The organism is Gramella sp. MT6, from assembly GCF_019357415.1.
GTDB lineage: Bacteria > Bacteroidota > Bacteroidia > Flavobacteriales > Flavobacteriaceae > Christiangramia.
In genome coordinates this window covers 853,131-874,586 of the sequence record NZ_CP048410.1, presented here as the reverse complement: position 1 = coordinate 874,586, position 21,456 = coordinate 853,131, and the positions used below count along the sequence as shown (strand labels likewise).

At 36.3% G+C, this 21,456-nt stretch carries 21 protein-coding genes and 1 tRNA gene; 9 read left to right on the top strand and 13 right to left on the bottom strand.

Annotated features, from left to right (window positions below; translation table 11 throughout):
• Window positions 1–57 precede the first annotated feature (57 nt).
• The 3 genes from G3I01_RS04035 to G3I01_RS04025 form a co-directional block, all read right to left on the bottom strand.
• Entirely contained in the window at window positions 58–2,517 is a 2,460-nt protein-coding gene (locus G3I01_RS04035) for a ribonucleoside-diphosphate reductase subunit alpha (RefSeq protein ID WP_219551294.1), read from the bottom strand.
• A gap of 157 nt (window positions 2,518–2,674) precedes the next feature.
• Window positions 2,675–3,652: a ribonucleotide-diphosphate reductase subunit beta gene (locus G3I01_RS04030; protein ID WP_219551292.1), complete on the bottom strand. Its 978-nt coding sequence runs from the start codon at window positions 3,650–3,652 to the stop codon at window positions 2,675–2,677.
• A 556-nt stretch (window positions 3,653–4,208) separates the two neighbouring features.
• Complete coding sequence (locus tag G3I01_RS04025; RefSeq protein ID WP_219551290.1) at window positions 4,209–4,787, bottom strand: DUF3109 family protein; 579 nt, start codon at window positions 4,785–4,787, stop codon at window positions 4,209–4,211.
• A gap of 134 nt (window positions 4,788–4,921) precedes the next feature.
• Between G3I01_RS04025 and G3I01_RS04020 the strand changes: the two genes are divergently transcribed.
• Genes G3I01_RS04020 through G3I01_RS04010 form a run of 3 tightly spaced genes read left to right on the top strand, consistent with a single transcriptional unit; the run spans window position 4,922 to window position 6,308 of the window.
• Window positions 4,922–5,503: a MarC family protein gene (locus G3I01_RS04020; protein WP_219551288.1), complete on the top strand. Its 582-nt coding sequence runs from the start codon at window positions 4,922–4,924 to the stop codon at window positions 5,501–5,503.
• The gene (locus G3I01_RS04015) at window positions 5,500–5,694 is read left to right on the top strand and encodes a hypothetical protein (RefSeq protein WP_219551286.1); all 195 of its coding nucleotides are present in this window, start codon (window positions 5,500–5,502) and stop codon (window positions 5,692–5,694) included. Before G3I01_RS04020 ends, G3I01_RS04015 begins: the two co-directional genes overlap by 4 nt.
• A gap of 5 nt (window positions 5,695–5,699) precedes the next feature.
• Window positions 5,700–6,308 (top strand): FAD-dependent oxidoreductase, encoded by a 609-nt coding sequence (locus G3I01_RS04010; RefSeq protein ID WP_219551284.1) that lies wholly within the window; start codon window positions 5,700–5,702, stop codon window positions 6,306–6,308.
• Here the strand turns inward: G3I01_RS04010 and G3I01_RS04005 are convergent.
• From G3I01_RS04005 to G3I01_RS03990, 4 genes are all read right to left on the bottom strand, one after another.
• Window positions 6,303–6,602, bottom strand: a complete 300-nt coding sequence (locus G3I01_RS04005; RefSeq protein ID WP_219551282.1) for a hypothetical protein — start codon at window positions 6,600–6,602, stop codon at window positions 6,303–6,305. The two genes, G3I01_RS04010 and G3I01_RS04005, sit on opposite strands and share 6 nt — an antisense overlap.
• Before the next feature lie 15 nt (window positions 6,603–6,617).
• On the bottom strand, window positions 6,618–8,210 hold the full coding sequence (locus G3I01_RS04000) for a S41 family peptidase (RefSeq protein ID WP_219551280.1): 1,593 nt from the start codon (window positions 8,208–8,210) through the stop codon (window positions 6,618–6,620).
• On the bottom strand, window positions 8,207–8,638 hold the full coding sequence (locus G3I01_RS03995) for a dCMP deaminase family protein (RefSeq protein WP_219551278.1): 432 nt from the start codon (window positions 8,636–8,638) through the stop codon (window positions 8,207–8,209). Before G3I01_RS03995 ends, G3I01_RS04000 begins: the two co-directional genes overlap by 4 nt.
• A gap of 91 nt (window positions 8,639–8,729) precedes the next feature.
• Entirely contained in the window at window positions 8,730–9,317 is a 588-nt protein-coding gene (locus G3I01_RS03990) for a HupE/UreJ family protein (protein ID WP_219551277.1), read from the bottom strand.
• A gap of 159 nt (window positions 9,318–9,476) precedes the next feature.
• Here G3I01_RS03990 and G3I01_RS03985 point away from each other — a divergent pair, with 159 nt between their 5' ends.
• From G3I01_RS03985 to G3I01_RS03970, 4 genes are all read left to right on the top strand, one after another.
• Complete coding sequence (locus G3I01_RS03985) at window positions 9,477–9,659, top strand: hypothetical protein (RefSeq protein WP_219551275.1); 183 nt, start codon at window positions 9,477–9,479, stop codon at window positions 9,657–9,659.
• Window positions 9,660–9,833: 174 nt separating this feature from the next.
• Window positions 9,834–10,808 carry an NAD(P)-dependent alcohol dehydrogenase gene (locus tag G3I01_RS03980; protein ID WP_219551273.1) on the top strand — a complete coding sequence of 325 codons (975 nt, stop codon included), beginning with the start codon at window positions 9,834–9,836 and terminating at the stop codon, window positions 10,806–10,808.
• 10 nt (window positions 10,809–10,818) lie between these two features.
• The gene (locus G3I01_RS03975; RefSeq protein WP_257710735.1) at window positions 10,819–11,595 is read left to right on the top strand and encodes a DUF6090 family protein; all 777 of its coding nucleotides are present in this window, start codon (window positions 10,819–10,821) and stop codon (window positions 11,593–11,595) included.
• A gap of 38 nt (window positions 11,596–11,633) precedes the next feature.
• Window positions 11,634–11,972 carry a DUF3291 domain-containing protein gene (locus tag G3I01_RS03970; RefSeq protein WP_219551269.1) on the top strand — a complete coding sequence of 113 codons (339 nt, stop codon included), beginning with the start codon at window positions 11,634–11,636 and terminating at the stop codon, window positions 11,970–11,972.
• A gap of 6 nt (window positions 11,973–11,978) precedes the next feature.
• On the opposite strand, the gene G3I01_RS03965 is transcribed toward G3I01_RS03970, so the two are convergent.
• The gene (locus tag G3I01_RS03965; RefSeq protein ID WP_219551267.1) at window positions 11,979–13,670 is read right to left on the bottom strand and encodes a hypothetical protein; all 1,692 of its coding nucleotides are present in this window, start codon (window positions 13,668–13,670) and stop codon (window positions 11,979–11,981) included.
• Window positions 13,671–13,832: 162 nt separating this feature from the next.
• Between G3I01_RS03965 and G3I01_RS03960 the strand changes: the two genes are divergently transcribed.
• Window positions 13,833–13,914: transfer RNA gene (locus G3I01_RS03960), tRNA-Leu, on the top strand.
• Between the two features lie 274 nt (window positions 13,915–14,188).
• Here the strand turns inward: G3I01_RS03960 and G3I01_RS03955 are convergent.
• The 4 genes from G3I01_RS03955 to G3I01_RS03940 all read right to left on the bottom strand — a co-directional run bounded on the left by G3I01_RS03955 (window position 14,189) and on the right by G3I01_RS03940 (window position 15,817).
• Entirely contained in the window at window positions 14,189–14,440 is a 252-nt protein-coding gene (locus G3I01_RS03955) for a hypothetical protein (protein ID WP_219551265.1), read from the bottom strand.
• 75 nt (window positions 14,441–14,515) lie between these two features.
• A complete protein-coding gene (locus tag G3I01_RS03950) occupies window positions 14,516–15,031 on the bottom strand; it encodes a hypothetical protein (RefSeq protein ID WP_219551263.1) in 516 nt (171 codons plus the stop codon).
• A gap of 7 nt (window positions 15,032–15,038) precedes the next feature.
• Window positions 15,039–15,419, bottom strand: coding sequence for a hypothetical protein (locus G3I01_RS03945; protein WP_219551261.1), 381 nt, complete (start codon window positions 15,417–15,419; stop codon window positions 15,039–15,041).
• Window positions 15,416–15,817 (bottom strand): hypothetical protein, encoded by a 402-nt coding sequence (locus G3I01_RS03940; RefSeq protein ID WP_219551259.1) that lies wholly within the window; start codon window positions 15,815–15,817, stop codon window positions 15,416–15,418. The genes G3I01_RS03945 and G3I01_RS03940 overlap by 4 nt, the downstream gene beginning before the upstream one ends.
• A gap of 462 nt (window positions 15,818–16,279) precedes the next feature.
• Between G3I01_RS03940 and G3I01_RS03935 the strand changes: the two genes are divergently transcribed.
• Entirely contained in the window at window positions 16,280–17,299 is a 1,020-nt protein-coding gene (locus tag G3I01_RS03935) for a LacI family DNA-binding transcriptional regulator (protein ID WP_219551257.1), read from the top strand.
• A gap of 100 nt (window positions 17,300–17,399) precedes the next feature.
• On the opposite strand, the gene G3I01_RS03930 is transcribed toward G3I01_RS03935, so the two are convergent.
• On the bottom strand, window positions 17,400–21,353 hold the full coding sequence (locus G3I01_RS03930; protein ID WP_219551255.1) for a hybrid sensor histidine kinase/response regulator transcription factor: 3,954 nt from the start codon (window positions 21,351–21,353) through the stop codon (window positions 17,400–17,402).
• Window positions 21,354–21,456: the final 103 nt, after the last annotated feature.

Here is a 21,456-nt window from a genome sequence, read left to right as displayed (position 1 = left end):
AAGGGGAAGTAAAAACTACCTCCCCTTTTTCAATTCAAATTTGAATTAGCCAAAATTTTAAGATCCGCACATAAGGCAATCATCTCCTTCAGCCTCTTTCGATTGAGCAATGATCGCTCTTAATTCCTCCGGAGATAATGCTCCTTCTTCTTCAGATTGATGAGAAATTACCGGTTGAGGTTTCGCCTGAAGTTTTTCTGCTGCTTTTGCCGGTGCTTGAGACACGGCTGCAAGGGGTTCTTTTTTCTTTTCTTTCTCCAGGGTGAATTTAATAGCATCCACCGCAGATTTGGTTCGAAGATAATACATTCCAGTTTTTAGTCCGCTCTTCCAGGCGTAAAAATGCATCGAGGTCAGTTTGCTGTAATTCGCATTTTCCATGAACAGGTTAAGCGACTGCGACTGATCTATGAAATATCCTCTGTGTCTGGACATGTCTATGATATCTTTCATGCTCATTTCCCAAACTGTCTTATAAAGCTCTTTCAGGTCATCTGGGATCACGTCTATATCCTGCACAGAACCGTTGTTACGCATAATTGCGTTCTTAACATCTTCGGTCCATAGGTCTCTGGAAACAAGATCTTCCAGTAAATGCTTGTTCACCACGATGAATTCTCCTGAAAGTACTCTTCTGGTATAAATATTCGAAGTGTATGGTTCAAAAGCTTCGTTATTTCCAAGGATCTGGGATGTAGAAGCAGTTGGCATTGGCGCTAAAAGAAGGGAGTTCCTAACTCCATTTTTCATTACCTGCTTGCGCAATTTTGCCCAGTCCCATCTTCCGCTAAGCTCTTCATCTTTAATTCCCCAAAGGTTATACTGAAATTCTCCCTGGCTTATAGGCGAACCTTTAAAGGTTGAATAAGGACCTTCTTCTTTGGCCATTTCCATAGATGCTGAAACCGCGGCAAAATAAAGTGTTTCAAAGATCTCCTGGTTTAGCTTTTTCGCTTCATCTGAAGTAAATGGCATTCTAAGCTTGATAAAAGTATCTGCCAGTCCCTGAACTCCCAGTCCTACCGGGCGATGACGCATATTAGAATTCTCTGCTTCCTTAACCGGGTAGTAATTTCTGTCTATTACCTTGTTAAGGTTCCTGGTCACTCTTTTGGTGATCTTGAAAAGCTCCTTGTGGTCAAATTCATCTCCTTTTACGAACATAGGTAAAGCAATAGAAGCAAGATTACAAACCGCAACTTCATCTTCACTGGTATATTCCAGGATCTCTGTACATAGATTGGATGAGCGAATGGTTCCCAGGTTCTTTTGGTTGGATTTTCTATTCGCAGCATCTTTATAAAGCATATAAGGGGTTCCGGTCTCGATCTGAGATTCCATGATCTTTTCCCAAACCTCTCTTGCTTTTATTGTTCTCCGGCCTTTTCCTTCAGCCTCATATTTTTCATATAGTTTTTCAAATTCTTCTCCGTAAGTGTCAAAAAGGCCCGAGCATTCGTGCGGACACATTAACGTCCACTTACCATCTTCCTGGACTCTTTTCATGAAAAGATCTGGCATCCACATGGCGTAGAATAGGTCACGTGCACGCATCTCTTCTTTCCCGTGGTTCTTTTTAAGATCAAGAAAATCGAAAATATCTGCATGCCATGGTTCTACATACATTGCAAAAGAACCTTTCCTTTTTCCACCTCCCTGGTCAACATACCTGGCAGTATCATTAAAAACCCTTAGCATAGGAACTATCCCGTTTGAAGTTCCGTTAGTTCCAGAGATATAGGATCCCGTCGCTCTTACATTATGAATTGAAAGTCCTATCCCACCTGCAGATTGTGAGATCTTCGCAGTTTGTTTTAAAGTATCGTAAATGCCGTCTATACTATCGTCTTTCATGGTTAAAAGGAAGCATGAAGACATCTGTGGTTTAGGAGTTCCTGAATTAAAAAGAGTTGGTGTAGCGTGTGTAAAATACTTTTTAGACATCAGCTCATAGGTTTCTATGGCAGCGTCCAGATCATCAATGTGAATACCAATGGAAACCCTCATTAACATATGCTGAGGTCTTTCAGCTATTTCCCCATTCAATTTCAGCAGGTATGATCTTTCCAGGGTTTTAAATCCGAAATAATCATAACCGAAATCGCGGTTATAAATAATGGTGGAGTCCAGCTTTTCGCTGTTATCCATGATCACTTTATAAACTTCATCTGAAAGTAAAGGAGCTTTTTCTCCGGTACGTGGATTTACATATTCATATAAATCTGTCATTACCTCAGAAAAGGTCTTTTTCGTATTCTTATGCAGGTTAGAAACAGAGATCCTGGCAGCAAGTTTAGCATAATCTGGATGCGAGGTTGTCATGGTCGCCGCAATCTCGGCAGCGAGATTATCCAATTCACTGGTGGTTACGTTATCGTATAAACCTTCGATCACCCTCATGGCAACTTTTACCGGGTCTACAAGTTCATTAAGGCCATAACAGAGTTTTTTAACTCTCGCAGTGATTTTGTCGAACATAACGGGCTCCTTTCTCCCGTCTCTTTTTACTACATACATACGCTACAAAATTTAGTTAGTTGGGCTAAGATATCCCTGGGAAGTAGGTTTAGCATTCCCATGCAGGCTGGTTAGGCCTTGTTAATAATTTAGAAATTCCGGATGAAATATTAAAGGTCAACTTGCGCCGCGTTGGGGGACACAGCGCAGTTGCACTTTAGAAATCAGCATCAAAGCTGATCTCGTCTGATTCTTTGTCTTTGTTCATAACTCCTGCTTTCTGGTATTCGCTTACACGCTTTTCGAAGAAATTGGTTTTACCCTGCAGGTTGATCATATCCATAAAGTCGAATGGATTTGAAACATTGTATTCTTTTTCACATTCCAGTTCTACCAGAAGCCTGTCTGTAACAAACTCCAGGTACTGCGTCATTAATTTGGCGTTCATTCCAATTAAGCTTACCGGAAGTGACTCAGTAACGAATTCTCGTTCTATGTTTAGAGCATCAATAATGATCTCTCTTATTTTTTCTTTAGGTACTTTATTTACCAGGTGATGGTTATGCAGGTGAACTGCAAAATCACAATGCATCCCTTCATCTCTCGAGATAAGCTCATTAGAGAAGGTTAGGCCAGGCATTAAACCACGTTTCTTCAACCAGAAGATCGAACAAAAAGCTCCTGAAAAGAAGATTCCCTCAACCGCTGCAAAAGCGATAAGTCTTTCGGCAAAAGAATCAGATTCGATCCACTTTAGGGCCCAGTCTGCTTTTTTCTTAATAGCTGGGAAAACCTCTATAGCTCTGAATAACTGATCTTTTTCCTTGTCGTCTTTTACATAGGTGTCTATCAAAAGAGAATAGGTCTCAGAATGGATGTTTTCCATCATGATCTGGAAACCATAGAAGAACTTGGCTTCAGAATACTGAACTTCATTTACGAAGTTCTCGGCCAGGTTCTCATTAACAATTCCGTCTGAAGCGGCAAAGAATGCCAGAATATGCTTGATAAAATAACGCTCGTCTGAACTTAATTTGTTGCTCCAGTCGGTAAGGTCCTGGTGAAGATCGATCTCTTCTGCGGTCCAGAAACAAGCCTCCATTTTTTTATACCAATCCCAAATATCATGGTGCTTAATTGGGAAGATTACAAAGCGATCTTTGTTCTCCTGTAAAATGGGTTCGTTTTGGGCCATAATTGTTAAATTTTTAAGTCTTTGTGGTTCTGAGTGAAAAGTCTTTAACAAATATTTAAAAATGAGAGAGATAATGAAAGAAATAGGTGTAAACGTTTTCAACAAAGTTTTCAACAGGGCTCAACTCAGAGTTTATATGGGTAGATCTTAAAAAAACGATTTAAAAAATTGTAAATCAGACATTTATAACTTGTTAATAATTATATATCCAGAAAAAGTCAACTTTTTGTAAAGACTTGTTCACAGGTAGTAAAATACGGTCGAAAACGGGTGTAATTCAAAGTTCAGAAATGCGAAAACCGGTAAAAATTTACCGGTTTTCTAGAAAACAGAATTAATTTTTTGGTTGGTCCACCTATAAAAAATCTGTGGGATAGATGAAAAATTTAATTCCGTAAATATCATATAACCACAAAAGGAACATAAAAATGTCCTGATACTTAAAAAAAATTTAAGGGGGGAGAAATGAAAAGATTGAATTTTCTTTTCAAATTGACGAATAAATATAACTAAAATTTAATTCAATTAGTAATATAAGCTCCTGTAAATTAGGTTTTCATGATTTTTGTGGCTGAATTTCCTTTGCGATGACTTCCAGTTCATTGTACCAGTCCTCACCAAACTTTCTGATAAGAGCATCTTTTACAAATTTATATATAGGTACCTGTAATTCTGCTCCAAGACTACAGGCATCGTCACAGATCTCCCATCGGTGATAATTAACTGCTGAAAATGATGAATATTCCTGTATCCTCACCGGATAAAGATGGCAGGAAACCGGTTTTTTCCAGTCGATATCGCCCTGATTATAAGCCTCTTCAATTCCGCATAAAGCTGTGCCTCTTTCGTCGAAAGTAACATAGGCGCAATCTGCTTCGTTGATAAGTGGAGTTTCAATTTCACCATTTTCCCTGGTGATATATACTCCCTGTTTTTCTATTGCTTCAATACCTTCTTTTCTAAGATATGGCTTTACTTTAGGATAGATTTCTTCCATGATAGCCCTTTCTTCTGGCTCCACTGGTGCACCGGCTTCGCCATCTATGCAGCAGGCTCCCTTGCAGGCTGAAAGGTTGCACACAAAATCATTTTTAATGATCTCTTCTGATACTAAAGTCTTACCTAATTGAAACATGCGGCAAAGATAATTTTCTAAGTTTTAAGGCGAAGAATTATGCCAAGAAAATTTACATAAATTTAACCTGCCTACCCGATTGTCAATCAGATAAGTTGAAGTACTTTTGCCGCCAATTTTGAATACAGGTTGTTATGTTTAAAGTGTTAGATTTCAGGCAAATATTCACGGCGGGAATGGTGCTTTTTGCGGTAATTGATATTATTGGAAGTATCCCTATTATTATAGATCTTAGGAAAAAAGTAGGTCATATACAAAGCGAGAAAGCTTCGATAGTGGCAGGAATTATTATGGTGGTCTTTCTTTTTTTAGGAAAGGAGATCCTTAGCCTTATTGGTATCGATGTAAATTCTTTCGCTGTCGCTGGTTCTTTTATCCTTTTCTTCCTGGCTTTAGAAATGATCCTGGGCATTAGTCTTTATAAGGATGATGCTCCAGAAACGGCATCTGTGGTCCCTTTGGCTTTTCCTTTGGTAGCTGGAGCAGGAACCATGACTTCTCTTGTTTCGCTACAGGCTGAATATGAAACGGTAAATATCATTGTTGCTATTATTATCAATATTATATTTGTATACCTCGTTCTAAAATCTTCTGCGAAAATTGAGAAGATTCTTGGATCCCAGGGTATTAATGTAATTAGAAAGGTTTTTGGAGTGATATTACTTGCTATTGCGGTAAAACTTTTCGCAGCAAATATTCAGAATTTATTTACATGAAGTATTTTATTTATACCATCATATTTTTAGCAGTTGTTTTTATTGGAGTTAGTGCCAGTGCACTGGATTTTCAAGATCTTACCGGTGGTGATAGCGCTAACGCATTGATCGTAATGTTAGCCAGTCTTTGCGTAATCGTACTTATGGTTATATTGTTGATGTCCAGAACAATCTCTAAAAAACAGCAATAATTTCTATGGATTTTGATCTGCTTATAGTTGGTGGTGGTACCGCTGGGCTTTCCTGTGCTCTTGTGGTTGGTTCTGGTTTACAGAAGGATTTTGCTAAAAATAAGAAAGCAGGAATTATCCTGCATCAAAGATCTTCGCATTTACAGTCTGCTTTGCTGAATAATGTCTTTGGAATTGCCGCAGGGACCAAAGGTGCTGAATTGCTTAAAGAAGGAGTAGATCAGTTAACTGAATTATATCCTGAAATGCAGCAAATTTCAGGAGAAAAAGTAAAAGAGGTGGTGGAGATCGATGGAGGATACAGGATTGTAACTAATAAATCTGAATATAGCTCTAAAATGGTCGTAGTTGCTGTTGGTTATACCAGTCCTTTCAGAATAAAGGGATTGGAGCAATACCTTATTCCGCATAAAAAGGCAAAGACCTCAAAGAACCGTGTCCAATTGGATAATAATGATCACCTGGTGAAGCCAGGATTATATGTTGCGGGTACTCTCGCAGGTTGGAGGAGCCAGTATGCTATTGCCAGTGGTAGTGGAGCAGCGGTGGCTACAGATATTCTAACCGAATGGAATAATGGAGAGCACACCAAGGTGCATGATAAATTATTATAAGTAGAAAAAAGCTACGCAAACCGGAAGGCTGATAACTGCTGAAATCAAAAAAGTTTGCTGCAAATTCCTGAATAGTAATGCCCTTTTTAATTGTCTGCTGAAGTCGGGATCCTCAGCTGCTTTGATCTGGTCTTTTAATACACTTCTGGATACGTTAGAAGAGTTGATCAGGATTTCCTTTCTAAGGAATAGGTATGCGCTATTGTCCAACAGTCTGAAACAGACTGCTATGATGAAAAAAAATAGCGGTGTAAAAGGCCAGATTTCAGACAAATATTCTAATATTTTCTGCATTCATTGTCCAAAATATTATTTTTCATCGGACAACTGAATTACTTTTTCAATTAATCGGTCATCTTCATTTAAATACCGTTCAAATACATTATTTCCGAAAAGTTGCTGGGCAATTTCAGCTTTTAAATACTTCTTTAAAAGAGGTTTGTGTGAATCGCTGGTCGCTTTAAGACCAATATTTAACTGTCGTAAATATCTGTCAAAATCACTGATCATTTTGTCCGTAATTTCGATCTCATTTCTGAACTCTTCTTTAGTGATAGAATTGTAATATTCCCTGTTTTCTTCAAGAATGGAAAATACAAATCTGCTCATATAACCACTGCGTAGTAAAAAAGTGAGTTTTTCTTTTTCAGAATCTGTATCCTTGGGAACAAAAATGTCGGGAATTATTCCCCCTCCACCATAAACTACTTTTCCTCCTGGCGTAACATACCTTAGGGAATCGTTCACTTCAATACTATCCTCGCTATTCAGCTCGCCATTTTTATAGCGGCGCATGTAATCATTAAAGTAGGATTCGTTGCCATTATCATAAGGTTTTTGAATAGACCTTCCGGTTGGAGTGTAATACCTGGCGATAGTAAGTCGCACCGCGCTACCATCACCAAGTTCCATTTCGCGCTGTACAAGTCCTTTACCGTAAGAACGACGGCCAATGATAGTTCCTACGTCATTATCCTGTAGAGCTCCGGCCACCACCTCACTGGCAGAAGCAGAATTTTCATTGATAAGTACATAGACCTTTCCATCTTCAAAGCTGCCTTCTCTCTGGGCATAAGTTTCTTCGATGGCTCCGCTTTTATTCTTAGTGAAAAGAATAAGTTTATCATCCTTGATAAATTCGTCGGCAATATTGATGGCTTCAGACAAGTATCCTCCTGGATTATCCCTGAGGTCCAGAGCCAATTCCCTGGCGCCTTTAGCTTTTAGTTCGGTAATAGCTTCGCTGAATTCCTTATAAGTAGTTTCAGAAAAGCGATCTATTTTTATATATCCTAGTTTATCGGTCAGCATATAAGAAGCATCCACACTTTTCAATGGTACTTTGCCTCTTTTGATCTTAAAGGTAAGCAGGTCTTTGATACCCTTGCGAAGTACCTTGATCGTTACCCGTGTGTTTTCCTTGCCTTTTAACTGAGTGGTAATAGAATCTTCACTAATATCCAGATTGAAAAGTTTCTTTCCGTTAGCATATAAGATCCTGTCCCCGCCACGTATACCAATTTTTTCGCTGGGCCCACCTTCAAGGGCTTTTATAACTACAATGGTATCCTGGATATTATAGAAACTTACACCTATACCCACAAAATCGCCTTTCATGTTTTCGGTGACCCGGGCATATTCCTCTTTTGGGATGTATACTGAATGTGGATCAAGATTTTCCAGGATCTTATTTACCGTTACGTCGACGATGCTATCTGTATTCACATCATCTACATACTCATAGTCTATATAATCTATAAGCCGGTTTAATTTTTGTTTTTTAGGATTGGCTGTAAAAAGCTCGTCTGAAGGGTCAAAATTCAGTCGTGCACCAAGGATAAGGCCTATGGCGCAGGCAATGCTCAATAACAGCGGTGTATATATTTTATTTTTTCCTTTCAATCTTCGAGTTCACTTATTTGTTCCAGTTCTACTCCTGCTTTCCGTAAAAATTCCAGTCCGGAATTATCTTTATAATCAATATGGTAAACCAGCCTGCTTATACCAGATTGGTGTATCAATTTACTACATTCCTTACACGGAGACATGGTAATATACAAAGTAGCATCTTTACAGGATTGAGTAGAACCGGCGACTTTCAGGATCGCATTGGCCTCAGCGTGTAAAACAAACCACTTGGTATAACCTTCCTCATCTTCGCAAAAATTTTCAAATCCGGTAGGCGTACCATTATAACCATCAGAAATGATCATTCTATCCTTTACAATTAACGCGCCAACCTGTTTTCTATTACAATGAGATAATTTACTCCATTCTCGGGCAATTCTCAAATATGCTTTATCGAATTTGTGTTGTTTTTTCTTATTCATGGAAATAGGCAAAGACTAATAGGTCTAATAATAAATAATAGACTGCAAATTAAAGGATTATTGGTAAAAAATCTTTTGAAAAATATAATATCTAAAGTGCCAGGTAGCTATCGACCAAAATAGGAAGTATGATCCCGATAACGATAGACGCGGTAACAATTATCCAGTCTCTTTTGGATACATTAAGGACATTCTGTAATAAAAATCCAATAATCATTACCGCCAGAACTACAATTACCTGTGCGGCCTCGATCCCAAGAGCAAATTCTATAAGTGGTAAAAACTTGCTATCAGAGCCTGCGGCGATCATCTTGAAATAAGATGAAAAGCCAAGGCCGTGAATAAGGCCGAAGAATATAGTAGTAAAATATAAAACACTGTAATTGGTGTTTCTAACCTTTTTTCCTGCGGTGGCAATATCGAAAATAGCAGTTGCCAGGATGGTTACCGGAATGAGAAATTCTACATAGTTTGAATCGACTCTAACGATCTCATAGACCGATAAAAATAAAGCCAGGGTATGCCCCAGGGTAAACAAGGTTACTAGCCATAAAACACGTTTCCAGGTGCTAAAACCGTAGGAAGCTACCAGTACTATCAAAAACAGAACATGGTCGTAGGCCTGCCAGTCCAGAACATGATCCAGGCCAAGCTTGAAGTAGAGCCAAAATTGAGACATATAAAACTTTTAAAAAGGAAAGACCCGAAAGTACAACTTATTCATAGAAAAGCAAAGATGAGTATACATGATAAAGCTTTCAATAATCGGCAATGCGGCCTGAAAATACCTCTTTAGTGGTATTTTTTTTAAAATCTGTGGTTTCCATTATTAGTATGCATGGAGGGAAATGTTATTTCAATGTTGATATCTCCTTTGGGAAATTTGATACCCAAACCTGCGATGGGGGTAAAAAGGATCTTTCTGAACTTTATTCCGGGAGAAAAGCAGATTGTGGTTAGTTTATCTAAAGGCAAGAATGCTGAGAAGATCGCGAAAGATCTAAATCTCTCCAAGCCTTAACTAAAATCAGAATTAAACTGACATAAAAATGCGACTTATAACCTCCAGAGTGAAATTTTAAAGAGATATTGACGGCATGGCTGATTTCAAATAAAATATTTAAATTCACTCTACAAACGGTTCTATCTTTCTGAATTTGAGAGGTCTGTAATAAAAAACTCCGTTTTTATAGGTATGAAAGCAGTAACGCGTTCCCATTACGGGTCACCGGAGGTTTTAAGTATTAAGGAGATCGATAAACCTTCAGTAGGTGACGAAGAGATACTGGTCAAGGTACATTGCACCACAGTTAACCGGACAGATTGTTCTAATCTTACCGGTAAACCTTATGTTGTAAGACTTTTTACAGGAATTACCGGGCCTATGAAGACTGTTCCGGGAACCGACTTTGCCGGGGAAGTAGTTGCAGTGGGTAAAGAGGTGAACAATTTTAAACCCGGCGACCGGGTTTTTGGATTCGATGATAATGGTCTTTCTTCTATGGCTGAATTTATGAAAGTATCGGTTAAAAAGGCGGTTAGGCATATTCCTAACGACATTTCTTTTCAGGATGCAGTGGCTTCAGCTGAAGGTGCGCATTACGCGATCAATTTCATAAATAAGGTGAAAATACGGTCAGGCGAGAAAGCCATGGTCAATGGTGGTACAGGTGCAATTGGTTCGGCATTGATTCAATTACTTAAATATAATGGGTTGAAAGTAGTGGCTACGGGACCTGCAGATCACCTTGAAAAACTGAACGCACTGGGAGCAGAGCGGGTGATAGATTATAAAACTCAGGATTTTACCCAGGATGATGAAAAGTTCGATTATGTTTTTGATTCGGTTGGTAAAAGTACTTTCGGAAATTGTAAAAGATTGCTGGTAAATGATGGGATCTATATTTCTTCAGAATTAGGCCCCTATTCCCAGAATCCATTTTTAGCCATAAGCACCACTTTTTCAGAAGGTAAAAAAGTAAGATTTCCTCTTCCTCAGAATACCCCGGAAAGTTTAAGGATCATTTCTGAACTACTGGAGAGCAGGAATTATAGACCACTTATTGATCGCAATTATTCCATAGAACAGGTGAAAAATGCATTTAATTATGTTATGAGTGGAGAAAAGATCGGCAATATTATACTCAATATTATAAAGACTCCAGATTAATAGAGTGGGAATGATCAGTTTCTTTAGAAAGACCCGAAGGTGGTTACTACAACGCAACAAATTCAGTAAATATCTTCTTTACGCAGTTGGTGAGGTGATCCTGATCGTAATAGGGATCCTGATCGCTTTGGGGATTAATAACTGGAATCAGAGAAAGATTATTGAAGAAAGAGAGCAGTTCTATCTGGCAGGATTACAAGAGGAATTCCGGCAAAGCAGGATCAAGCTGGAAAATCTTATAGAAGTAAACCGGTTAAATTATGAAGGAGGAAAAAAGATCGTAGACTTTATTGATCATCCGGAAAAACTTTCAGATGAAAAATTACTTTCTGAGCTTCTTTTCAATTCCTTTTCTTATGAGATAGATTATAATCCTAATAACTCATTGCTCAATGAAATGATTAATTCGGGAAGCCTGAAGGATATTTCTAATACAGAACTTCGAAAAAAACTTACCTCCTGGGAATCTATCATTCAAAGTGTACACAGGCAGGAAGCTAATCTAAGAGAGCAGCGGGAGATCATGCTGGATATTTTCAGGAACGAAGAAAGGGATATTAGGACCATCCTGGACGATACCGGCATTGCTCAGGAATTCATGGGGCTGGGAAGCTCGACAGATTTAAAGAGTAATCTCGAAGTTTTGGAATCTCAAGAGTTCGAGAATAACCTGCTTATCTACATACTTACAGGAATTAGCACCGAAAAATCACATTATGAACCATTGCTGGAAGAAATAGACGATATGATGGAGCTCATTGAGAAGGAAATTGAAGAAAGTAACTAGAGAATTATTTAACTTTATTCAGCCTAAAATAGGGGAAGATGAAAGCAACGATCACCTCCATAGAATTAAAAGGGCCTTTTAAGTTCTTTCCACTTTCCATATATGCCTGGAAGGTAACAAAGCAACTTCAGAATTCTAATAATCTGGAATTTAAAAAAACGGGGTTCTGGATGAAACATTATACCATGACCTTGTGGCCCGGGGAAAAAGAACTTAATGATTTTGCGAGAAGCGGTGCGCACCTCGAAGCCATGAAAAGTAGCCGGAAAATCGCCCGGGAGATAAGGACCCTTACCTTTGAAACTAAGGAATTACCCGACTGGAGATCGGCAAAAAAAATGCTGGAAAAAGCAAAGGTTTTGACTTTCAGAGATTGATAATGCTCAATATCCACAATCGAGTGAAAAAGTAGTTCCTTCATCCTTTACCCAATTTAAATAAGAATTATTATTATTGATCCTATCTAAATGACCCTGGGTTACCTGAATACACTCCAGGTTTGGATTATCTGGAGCATAGAACCTATATAAATCGGGATTATTCGAAAGATCAAGGCTGTTAAGGTCATTTTGAGCAATCGTAAATTCCTTTAATTCAGGATTACCAGAAAGATCTATTTGCGTAAATAGATTCTTGCTAAGTTCCAATGATTCCAGAAATTTCGAAGAGGTGAGGTCAATTTCACCTAATTGATTATCTCCCAGCAACAGCTCTTTTAAATTTGGAAACAGGGAAGGGTCAAATTCTGAAATTTTCAGAAAACTTAGGTTTATATGCCAAAGTGATTCATTGGTACCCGTAGTTACACTAGTGAGATTGCCTCCTTCAACAGTAAGCATTTCCAGTTTTTTATTTACAGAAATATCTAATGAGGAAATGGTGGTACCATGAATTTCTATAAATTTTAAATTGGGATTCTTAGAAAAATCTATACTTTCTATCTGGCCAAATTCAAAATAAAAGCTTTCGAGATTGGTATTTTTGGATATATCCAGCTCGGTCATTTCTTGTGAACTCAAAAATAATCTTTCCAGATTTACATTTTTGGTAAGGTCTATTTCAAATAATTCTGCGGGTTGCACATAGAGATCTTTCAGAGCGATAAAATCCTGTATTCCAGTAAGATCCCTTATCTCCCAATTATAGAAAGCTACTCCTGTTATATCCAAAATGTTCTCGGTAAGAACATAATCGTCCATCACGTTATCAAGACCACTATCAATAAGTTTTTGTTCAAAAATATCATCAGGGATATAGGTTTTAGCCCCACATTCAGAATAAGAAAGGTAAGTATCCAGTTCAGCCTGGTCTGTCGGTTTATAGATCTCGATAGTGTCTTCAGAAGCTGTTTCTATCTTCAATTCGAGATAACCATTTGTATTGACCATAAAGTTATAGATCTCATTGCCAGTTTCAGTTTCACGTATATAGATGAGAGAGTTTCCACTATTTCGGGTCATGATAAGAGTAGCATCATCCAGCTGGTTGTTTTGTACTGTAAAACAATTTCTCCCATTTTCAATCCTGAACTTCCTCATCCAGGTTCCCTGGGAATAATTAAGAAATTTTAGAAAAATCATCTGGCCATTCTCTTCCATTTTCCAGACCTTCTCGTCATTACATTTTAGAAAAGAGAAACAATTCCCCGCGGAATTATAGGTTACCTTGTTACACTGAAATGACGTGCTGCAAATACCGTTAAGTTCTGCTGAAAAATAAATCGCATCGTCACTGAAGTTTATTTCGCTAATCTTGCCATTACTATTAAGGCTGATGCTTGTTTCATCTATAACATCATATTCACCTTCGAGGGTGCCGTAACGGTAATGGATAATAAAAGTTCCATCAGCATTAAAAATAAATGAGAAAATATAACAGGGTGTTCCTGCTTCCTGTTTAATATTCGCTTCTTGAGAATTGCTAGTTGTATTATCAACCTCCCAAACTCCGATGATCTTGGTGCTGAGCTGAAATTCCTTTGGTTTTTCAGATGGAGGTGTTGGGTCTGGGTCTTCTCCTGAGCAAGATAATAGGGAGGCAATAAGCGTGAAAGCTATAATTTTTAGAAATCGCATAATAACGGAATAAAAACAGTTGCGGTAAATTAGTAAAAAATTGAATATTAGTGAGTTATAAATAATAAAACCTTCAAATTAAATGTTCGGCACCGGTCTTTTCAGAAATTAAATAGATTTCATTTTTCTGAACCAAATTTTTTATATTTTTGCCGTCCACAAGCTCGAGTGGCGGAATTGGTAGACGCGCTGGATTCAAAATCCAGTTCTTTCGGGAGTGCGGGTTCGATTCCCGCCTCGAGTACAGAGTAAAATTGTAAAGCCTTGATTTTCAAGGCTTTACTTGTTTTTAAGCTGTTTTTTTGTCCGATATTTGGCCGATAAAATTCAATCTAAACGTTAAAATTTAATTTATATATATCTGAATATCAGTTATTTATGCTTTAATAATTAACATATGTATTGATTTCGAATAAAAAGCAACGATTTGATGAATACAATTTCATCTTAATTGATATGTATTCCTATATCGAATAAATTGTTCTGCTTTTCACTTCAAACCTAAAATTAAATATTGCTTATTTAGGTCCTTCCCAGCAATCTTCCGGATTATCATCTTCAGTAATTCCTACGTAATAATCATAAGTATATTTATCAACCTCTATGCTTTGTGTATTATTCTCATCAGGACCATAATCAATTATATATTTTCCTGAAGAAGAAGAAAAACTCATTCCCCAAATTTCAAGTTCACAGCTTTCATCAGTATCATCTGAAGAACAGGATAGACATGTTATTAAAACAAGCATTGAAATTGTAAATTTTTTCATTTAATGTTTATTGGTTATAAAGTTAATTGTTCAGTTTTTGACCTAAGAATAATATGTTTTCTTCTACCTTTTTATTTATCGGAAATTTTCAATTTGTAAATCCTGCTTCATTTCGGCAACAATTTCTTTTTCGATTTTATTAAACGGCTCATTAGTTCTAAGTTTATTTCCTGCCTCAAAAAACTCTTTTAAATTATCATTTGATTTTTTTGAGTTATTTGGTGCTGCAATCTCCAGGTAAAAAGAATCAAATATTTCTTGAAATGTTTCTCTGATTTCATTGAGGGCCACCAGCATTTTTTCAGATAGAAATGGTTGATTAATATTATAGAACATTATATAGTCATTAATTGACTCCATAATTGAAATACTTTCCTCTTTTGATCCGAGGTATTGAAAACGAGAAAGTGTTTTTTTAATAGCATATGTCCTTTCTAAAAGTTCTCTGTAAATGAGAATTTTCTCTTTAAAAATTCCGCTGTATGCTATTTTGTTCTTTTCAATTGATTTATCAATCCTTCCTTTAATCCAAAGGTAGAATATTAGATTGCCTGCTAAAGTGATAATAGCAGGTAGGATAATTTTTATCATGGTTGATTTATTCGAAAAATAATTTCTCTCTTTTAACGGTTTTGTCTAAAATGTTAACTTCTGTCAGTAAAATAAACTTTTTATTACTTTCAGGTTTATAAGTTATATCTAGTAAAACTGGCTCATTTTGGACAATACTTTCAAGGTTTGTAGATTTTCCTAAATATTTATTTTTTACTTCATAAGAGTCTCTTATAACCCCTTTCCTCACAGAGTGTCTTCTGCCATAACCTTCCGAAATAAAAATAGTATCCTTCTCAATGTTAACAGTCATATCAACTTTTGATATTTCCTTTGTTTCTAGATCACGGATTTTAGTGATTTGAAATGTTTGACTTTGAATGGAAAATGCAGTAAATAACAATAATAGGGTGAACGCTTTTTTCACGACTCTCCTTTTTTAATTTCTAATTTGTATTTAAGACCTCCAAGAAAAGTTTCAAATTTCTCAGGTTCTAGATAATTTTCTGGTGTGATTTCTAAATATCGTAATTTACTGTCAATAAAACCCTTGCTAACTTGAATTTTACTTAATAAATTCGAAAGTTGTTCTTTAATAGCATCTTTCCAACCGCTTTTATTGCCTGAATACTCACAAGTTCTTACAAACATATTATCTTTTGCATCGACCACAGATGTGATGACAAATAATTCTATCTCTCCGCTTTTACCTATTCTTTTTCCGGTAAACCGATAATCTAATTCAAAATCTTCCAATTCATTATTTAATTTATTTTTAGAGAAATAATCAGAATAGTTTCGAACTTTTAAAGGCGGGCCAGACATTTTTAAAGGCAAATTTTAATTAAAATAATCGATTTTTCGAGTACAAATTTGTCCGACATATGGCCGACAAAAATGAGTAGTAATTAGTACAATAGAAGGTTTAATATATCTTATTGAGTATAAAGTATAGAAATTCTATACCATTAGTATTAAAAATACACATTACTTTTTATACAACAAGATATATCTTCGTTCCGCCTCGAGTACAGAAACCCTTGTAATCTTTTACAAGGGTTTTTTTATTTGATGGATCTATTATATCCACTTTTCTTAAGTTTTTTTCAAATAAATTTCTTGTCCATTTATTTCAAAGAAATACCAATATTATATGATTTTTATAATAAGCGTAATCATTACGTTTATTATATTTAGCATTGGACGAAGAATGATAAATAACCTTTTTCATTATAATTTGTGAACTGGTGCTTCATTTTAATTTAGGTAGAACAATTTTTAATCATCATGGACAAGAGGATTACCTTAAAGGAATTAGCAAGATTGCTCAATGTTTCTATAAGCACTGTTTCCAAAGCTTTAAATGATAATCCTGAAATAAGTGCACAAACGGTGCAAAGAGTCAAGGAGCTTGCAAAGCTGAATCATTACGTTCCAAATGCTTCAGCAGTAAACCTTAAGACCCAAAGAACTCACACAATTGGGGTGATAGTTCCCGAAATTCTTTCCCACTTTTTTGCTGAAGCTTTACATGGAATTGAAACTAAGGCAAGTGAAATGGGATATCGTATTGTTATTTGCATTTCTAACGAATCTATGGATAAGGAGGCGGAAAGCATCAAAACTTTAGTGAAGGGTCAGGTTGATGGACTAATAATTTCTCTTTCCAAGGAAACCCAGGCGTCGATTAAAACGGACCATCTGGAAATCTTAAAAAATAATCATATTCCTCTTGTTCTTTTTGATAGAATTCTACCTCAGGTTAATTGTGACAAAATATTAATTAACGATTCCTTGCAGGCAAAAAAGGCAATTCTTGAACTTTATGCTACCGGTTGTAAAAAAATCGCATATTTTTCCGGGATTCAGGATACAAGCGTGGATAACGAACGAAAAAAGGGATATGCTGAAGCCATTAAATACCTTCACCTGGAAGAATTCATAGTATGTTTTAATAAAAATGAATTTCCAGATGAAAAATTACTTCATTTAATGCAGATAGAGCAAATAGATGCGGTGCTGGCATCTGATGAATTGGGAGCTATTTTGGTAATGAAAAGTGCTTTGAATGCAGGTTATAATATTCCCGAAGATTTAAGTGTGATCGGTTTTACCAATGGAATTATGAGTGAACATTTCAGGCCATCTCTTAGTACGGTAGATCAACATGCAGAAAAGCAGGGAAAACTTGCTCTGGATATTTTAATTAAAAGGATAGAAGGGAAATTATCAGAGCAGCCTAAAGAGCATAAAATCGAGACCTCTATTATACATAGAAATTCTACCCGAAAAAGAATTTTGAATTAATTAGATTTAACTGTTGGTTTCTGCTCTTAGTCTAGATTTCAAATTTATTCCGGACGAGAAAGAAACTCTTAAAACGAATTATCGCTCGTGAATTTTTTGATCACTGAACGCTTTCCATATTTTCATTCATGAATTCTGAAGGTGTCATATTATATTGTTTCTGGAAATTCCTGCCAAAACTTGTTTGCGATCTGTAACCTACTGTTTCTGAAACCTCATAAATTTTCATATTCGTTGATTTAAGCAAAAAGGCTGCCTTTTTTAACCGGCTGGTGTTGATCAGTTCATTTGGTGACATATCTGAAATCTCCTTTATTTTTCGATAAAGCGTAGACCTGCTCATGTTCATGTGGACTGATAATGATTCTACATTTAAATCTGGATCTTTTAAATTAGTATCCATGACCTGATCCAATTTAGAGAGGAAAGTTTTGTCGGCTTCTGAAAATGATATAGACTGAAGATGAGCCAGAGGAGAATTACTGTAGTGCCCTAAAATAGATCTTCGGTTCTCTAAAAGATTAGAAACCTGAACCTGTAAATGCTCCATGGAAAATGGTTTTGATATGTACGCATCAGCACCAGATTCCAATCCTTCAATTTTTGCGTTTAGCGAATCTTTCGCAGTAAGCAAAATCACAGGAATATGATTCGTTCTCATGTCATTCTTAATATGGCCGCACAATTCAATACCATTTTTGGCTGGCATCATCACATCACTTATAACTAATTGTACTTCAAACTGCTCAATACACTTAAGAGCTTCAAAACCGTTTCTGGCTTTTAAAACCTTGTAGAAAACCGACATTTCAGAAGCGATAAAATCTATCAATTCTTCATTGTCTTCAGCAATAAGGATGATAGGGGCATTTTTATCAAATCCCACTTTTTCAATACTATTAAATTCCCGCTTATTTACAGATTCAGCATTTATATTCTTAAACTCTTCCTGTTGATGGATTGGCATTTTTAATTTGAAGGTATTCATTCGATCATCATCAAAATCCAGAGACAATTTACCGTTATGTAATTCTGCTAAAGAGTAAGAAAGCGACAAGCCAATTCCGCTACCTACAGAGCTTTGGTTTTCATCCGGAATTCTATAGAATGGTTCGAAAATTCTGTTTTTTAAGTTTGGTGAGATGATTTTACCATCATTACTAATAATGATTTCAAATTCGTGTTCCTGCTCCAGTAGCCTTACTTCTACACGAGAATGTGAATATTTAATAGCATTGCTAAATAGGTTACTCAGGATTTTTTTGATCGCTTCTTCATCTACATACGCATAAACGTAATCTTCAATAACCTTAATATTAAATTCGAGATTTTTTTCCTGAATTAACTGGCTGAACCTAACATAGGTTTCTTGTAGTAATTCTGAAATATTCACCTTGAAGAAACTCAATTTAACGTTTTTCATTTCAGTTTTTCTGAAATCAAGCAATTCATTTACAAGGTTTAAAAGTCTTGTGGTATTCTTATCCATGATCCCCAGATTTTTAGGTATTTCCGGTGATTTATAGGTGTTCTTAAGGAGCTTTTCCAGCGGACTTTTGATCAGGGTTAAAGGCGTGCGAATTTCATGAGCGATGTTAGTAAAGAATTCAATCTTTGCCTGGTAGATTTCTTTCTCCTTATCGTTTTCCAACTGCCTTATTTTTCTGTTATGTTTATTTTTGTTGTAGTTGTGATAGTAGCGCATCAGGCCGTAAATCAAGATCAATAGCAGGAAAGCATAAATAAAGTAGGCGGTGGTGCTGGCCAGGAAAGGCGGTAAAATTTCAATTTTAAGCTCATCACTTTCGTTGCTCCAAACACCGTGATTGTTCAGCGCTTTTACTTTGAAAGTATATTCGCCGGCAGGTAATTCTGTAAAATTTACCTTATGATTTTTACCTATAGAAACCCAGTTGTCGCTAAGACCTTCTAATTTGTAAAAATATTCGGTCATTTCAGGCGCGGTGAAGGTAAGAGATGAAAATTCCAGGCTGAATGTGGACTGAGTATGATCCAGTGTTATCTGATTTTCGTAAGACAAGGATTGATTTAAAGGAGAGTCCTGTCCTTGAATTTTTACTTCCTTATTGTTGATCTGAATATCATTGATATATATTGGAGGGTGATAATTATTCTGAATAAATTCAGATGGATCAAAGCTTATCATACCATTTACGCTTCCAAAATACATTCTACCTGTTGCATCTCTGTATCCGGAACTATAATTGAATTGATCACTTAGTAATCCATTAGATTTGGTATAAACATTTATTTTATCTTTTTCGGGATTGTATTCTACCAGACCACTGGAGGTACTTACCCATAAATCTTTTTCTTTATCTTCCAGGATTGAATAAGTTACATTACTTGGGAAACCATCATCACGGGTAATCCTTGTGAAATTTTGCTTTTCAGCATTATAAAGATTCAAACCATTTTCGGTAGTGATCCAAAGCCGATTATGGGAATCCTGAAAAATTCCGTTTATAACGTTGGAACTTAAACTATTCGGGTCGTTACGATCATATTTAAAAAATCCTTTCTCCCCTGTTCTGGGGTTGAAATAGTATAAACCATCCCAATAAGTACCAGCCCAGAATGTTCCGTCTTTATCCTCATGAATATATGTGTAATGATAGGTCTCAGGAAATCCTTCTACTACTTCAAATGAGTCTGATGCAGGTAAATATTTATGGATTCCAGAAGATGTTAGAACATAAATTTCACCATTTTCAGCTTTATAGATGTACAGGATAAAATTGCTTCTAAGCCCCCCCTCATCCTCGTCTGTCCCATAATGTCTGATTTTCTGTTCTGTATTGATATCCATAATATCCAGGCCATGCTCAAATGTGCCAATCCATAACTCATTTTCATGGGCTAGAAGTCCGTGAATATTGTAATGTGCAATTGTTCCGTTATTTCCAACGGATGCAAAATTTTCGAAATTACCGGTTTCCAGATTTAGTTTGTTAAGTCCGGCATCCTCTGTTCCTATCCACAAATTGCCATTTTTATCCATTTCGATCTCTCTTACAGCGTTTCCGCTTATAGAGTTTTCACCCACCCTGGGAAAGTATCTTTGAAATGGGGTGAATTGTTTCTGAAAATAATTCACACCCCCAAAATAGGTTCCAATCCAGATACCTCCCTCCTTATCTTTTACCAGGGAATAGATCGCATTGTCTGAAAGAGAGTACGGGTTATTGTAGTTTTTCCTGAAATTCTGGTATTCCTGACTTTCAAAATTATAAGCGAATATCCCGGATTCACTTGCTATCCATATTTCTGAATCATTTTTTTTTAGAAAACTTCGAACGAATAATGGATTTTCCTGCTCGCTTAATAAAAGGGAAGCACGACTTTCTTTCAAGTCATAAATAAGGGCTCCATTATTTTTAGTTCCTATATAAAGAGTATCTGCAGATAGAGTTGCGTTTATTTCTGTAATTATTACGGGCTTATCATAATTCAAGCTTATATTCTGAAATGAATTATTGTCTTCAATAAACTTATATAGTTCCTCAGAGGAGGAAACAAAAATATCACCAGCCTCGCTTGCAGAAATAAAGGAAATATAATTTTGTTTATAGATCTCTTCAGAGGGATTTTTCTTATTCAAGGAGCGCTTATGAAGATTTCCAGCGGCGCTGAACCACAAATTTCCTTTCGCATCATTTGTGATATCCAGGATGGGTTGATCTTTTGTACTCTCTATTAAACTGAAGGATTCTGTTTTCTCATTATACTTAAACAACCCTGTGTCTGTTCCTACCCAGATAATATTATCATATTCATGTAGGCATCTAATAAAATTACTCCCAATACTATTTGTATCTCCAGGTTTATGCTGAAAGATTTTATAATTATAACCATCAAACCTATTGAGTCCATCTTTTGTCCCGAACCACATAAAACCCCTGTGATCCTGTAGCATGCTTATAACAGAATTATGAGATAATCCATCTTCCACCATATAATGTTTAAAGGGAAGGTCCTGGCCGTGAGCCAGGGGAATAATCATAAGGATCAAAATAAGTACAATTCTGTTCATAATACAAAACACGAAAATTCTTCACATCTCTTTAGAATCAAAGTGTGTCATCATTCAACAATTTGATTCAAAATGCATTTAAAATTAACTTTTTCTTAAAGTT